The sequence below is a fragment of the Pseudomonas sp. B8(2017) genome (genome assembly GCF_002113575.1).
In the GTDB taxonomy this organism is placed as follows: Bacteria; Pseudomonadota; Gammaproteobacteria; order Pseudomonadales; family Pseudomonadaceae; genus Aquipseudomonas; species Aquipseudomonas putida_Z.
In genome coordinates this window covers 2,160-5,475 of record NZ_NEIO01000043.1, presented here as the reverse complement: position 1 = coordinate 5,475, position 3,316 = coordinate 2,160, and the positions used below count along the sequence as shown (strand labels likewise).

The 3,316-nt window shown below is 51.2% G+C and carries 2 rRNA genes; both read right to left on the bottom strand.

Annotation, left to right across the window (positions count from 1 at the left end):
* Window positions 1-92: ribosomal RNA gene (gene rrf / locus CAG22_RS26825) — 5S ribosomal RNA — on the bottom strand; the annotation flags it as partial.
* Window positions 93-228: 136 nt separating this feature from the next.
* Window positions 229-3,120, bottom strand: a 23S ribosomal RNA gene (locus CAG22_RS26820).
* Between the last annotated feature and the right edge of the window lie 196 nt (window positions 3,121-3,316).

The window sequence follows — 3,316 nt, the reverse complement described above, 5'->3', positions numbered from 1 at the left end:
TGGGGAAACCCCACACTACCATCGGCGATGCATCGTTTCACTGCTGAGTTCGGGATGGGATCAGGTGGTTCCAATGCTCTATGGTCGTCAAGAAATTCTGTTGCCAGAATGTCCAGATGGACAGCCCAGCGAATTCGGATATGCGATATTTGTGATGTTGCGAATTTTCGGTTGTTTCGTCTTCACCACCACAATTTGGCTTTCGTGCGCAAATTGCTTGGGTGTTATATGGTCAAGCCTCACGGGCAATTAGTATTGGTTAGCTCAACGCCTCACAGCGCTTACACACCCAACCTATCAACGTCGTAGTCTTCGACGGCCCTTCAGGGGATTCAAGATCCCAGTGAGATCTCATCTTGAGGCAAGTTTCCCGCTTAGATGCTTTCAGCGGTTATCTCTTCCGAACATAGCTACCCGGCAATGCCACTGGCGTGACAACCGGAACACCAGAGGTTCGTCCACTCCGGTCCTCTCGTACTAGGAGCAGCCCCTCTCAAATCTCAAACGTCCACGGCAGATAGGGACCGAACTGTCTCACGACGTTCTAAACCCAGCTCGCGTACCACTTTAAATGGCGAACAGCCATACCCTTGGGACCGGCTTCAGCCCCAGGATGTGATGAGCCGACATCGAGGTGCCAAACACCGCCGTCGATATGAACTCTTGGGCGGTATCAGCCTGTTATCCCCGGAGTACCTTTTATCCGTTGAGCGATGGCCCTTCCATACAGAACCACCGGATCACTAAGACCTACTTTCGTACCTGCTCGACGTGTTTGTCTCGCAGTCAAGCGCGCTTTTGCCTTTATACTCTACGACCGATTTCCGACCGGTCTGAGCGCACCTTCGTACTCCTCCGTTACTCTTTGGGAGGAGACCGCCCCAGTCAAACTACCCACCATACACTGTCCTCGATCCGGATAACGGACCTGAGTTAGAACCTCAAAGTTGCCAGGGTGGTATTTCAAGGATGGCTCCATGAGAACTGGCGTCCCCACTTCAAAGCCTCCCACCTATCCTACACAAGCAAATTCAAAGTCCAGTGCAAAGCTATAGTAAAGGTTCACGGGGTCTTTCCGTCTAGCCGCGGATACACTGCATCTTCACAGCGATTTCAATTTCACTGAGTCTCGGGTGGAGACAGCGCCGCCATCGTTACGCCATTCGTGCAGGTCGGAACTTACCCGACAAGGAATTTCGCTACCTTAGGACCGTTATAGTTACGGCCGCCGTTTACCGGGGCTTCGATCAAGAGCTTCGCTTGCGCTAACCCCATCAATTAACCTTCCGGCACCGGGCAGGCGTCACACCCTATACGTCCACTTTCGTGTTTGCAGAGTGCTGTGTTTTTAATAAACAGTCGCAGCGGCCTGGTATCTTCGACCGGCATGGGCTTACGGAGCAAGTCCTTCACCCTCGCCGGCGCACCTTCTCCCGAAGTTACGGTGCCATTTTGCCTAGTTCCTTCACCCGAGTTCTCTCAAGCGCCTTGGTATTCTCTACCTAACCACCTGTGTCGGTTTGGGGTACGGTTCCCAGTTATCTGAAGCTTAGGAGCTTTTCTTGGAAGCATGGTATCAACCACTTCGTCGCCTAAAGGCAACTCGTCATCAGCTCTCGGCCTTGAAATCCCGGATTTGCCTAAGATTCCAGCCTACCACCTTAAACCTGGACAACCAACGCCAGGCTGGCCTAACCTTCTCCGTCCCTCCATCGCAATAACTGGAAGTACAGGAATATTAACCTGTTTTCCATCGACTACGCTTTTCAGCCTCGCCTTAGGGACCGACTAACCCTGCGTCGATTAACGTTGCGCAGGAAACCTTGGTCTTTCGGCGTGCGAGTTTTTCACTCGCATTGTCGTTACTCATGTCAGCATTCGCACTTCTGATACCTCCAGCAAGCTTCTCAACTCACCTTCACAGGCTTACAGAACGCTCCTCTACCGCGTCATCAAAGATGACACCCGTAGCTTCGGTGCATGGTTTGAGCCCCGTTACATCTTCCGCGCAGGCCGACTCGACTAGTGAGCTATTACGCTTTCTTTAAAGGGTGGCTGCTTCTAAGCCAACCTCCTAGCTGTCTAAGCCTTCCCACATCGTTTCCCACTTAACCATGACTTTGGGACCTTAGCTGACGGTCTGGGTTGTTTCCCTTTTCACGACGGACGTTAGCACCCGCCGTGTGTCTCCCATGCTCGGCACTTCCAGGTATTCGGAGTTTGCATCGGTTTGGTAAGTCGGGATGACCCCCTAGCCGAAACAGTGCTCTACCCCCTGGAGTGATACATGAGGCGCTACCTAAATAGCTTTCGAGGAGAACCAGCTATCTCCGAGCTTGATTAGCCTTTCACTCCGATCCACAGGTCATCCGCTAACTTTTCAACGGTAGTCGGTTCGGTCCTCCAGTCAGTGTTACCTAACCTTCAACCTGCCCATGGATAGATCGCCCGGTTTCGGGTCTATACCCAGCGACTAAACGCCCTATTAAGACTCGCTTTCGCTACGCCTCCCCTATTCGGTTAAGCTCGCCACTGAATATAAGTCGCTGACCCATTATACAAAAGGTACGCAGTCACCTAACAAAGTAGGCTCCCACTGCTTGTACGCATACGGTTTCAGGTTCTATTTCACTCCCCTCTCCGGGGTTCTTTTCGCCTTTCCCTCACGGTACTGGTTCACTATCGGTCAGTCAGTAGTATTTAGCCTTGGAGGATGGTCCCCCCATATTCAGACAAAGTTTCTCGTGCTCCGTCCTACTCGATTTCATTGACAAGAGATTTTCGTGTACGGGGCTATCACCCACTATGGCCGCACTTTCCAGAGCGTTCCACTAATCTCAAATCAACTTAAGGGCTGGTCCCCGTTCGCTCGCCACTACTAAGGGAATCTCGGTTGATTTCTTTTCCTCAGGGTACTTAGATGTTTCAGTTCCCCTGGTTCGCCTCTTGCACCTATGTATTCAGTACAAGATACTCAGCTTGTGCTGAGTGGGTTCCCCCATTCAGAGATCTCTGGATCACAGTCTGTTTGCCGACTCCCCAAAGCTTATCGCAGGCTACCACGTCTTTCATCGCCTCTGACTGCCAAGGCATCCACCGTATGCGCTTCTTCACTTGACCATATAACCCCAAGCAATCTGGTTATACTGTGAAGACGACATTCGCCGAAAATTCGCATGTTGCTCTTTCGAGCAGAACTCACAAATTTTACCTTAGCCTGATTTCCAGCAGTGAAACTGGTCATCAGTCTATATCTATCACATATCCGAATTTTTAAAGAACGATCTGACAAAAGCCAGAAATCAACATTCGAACC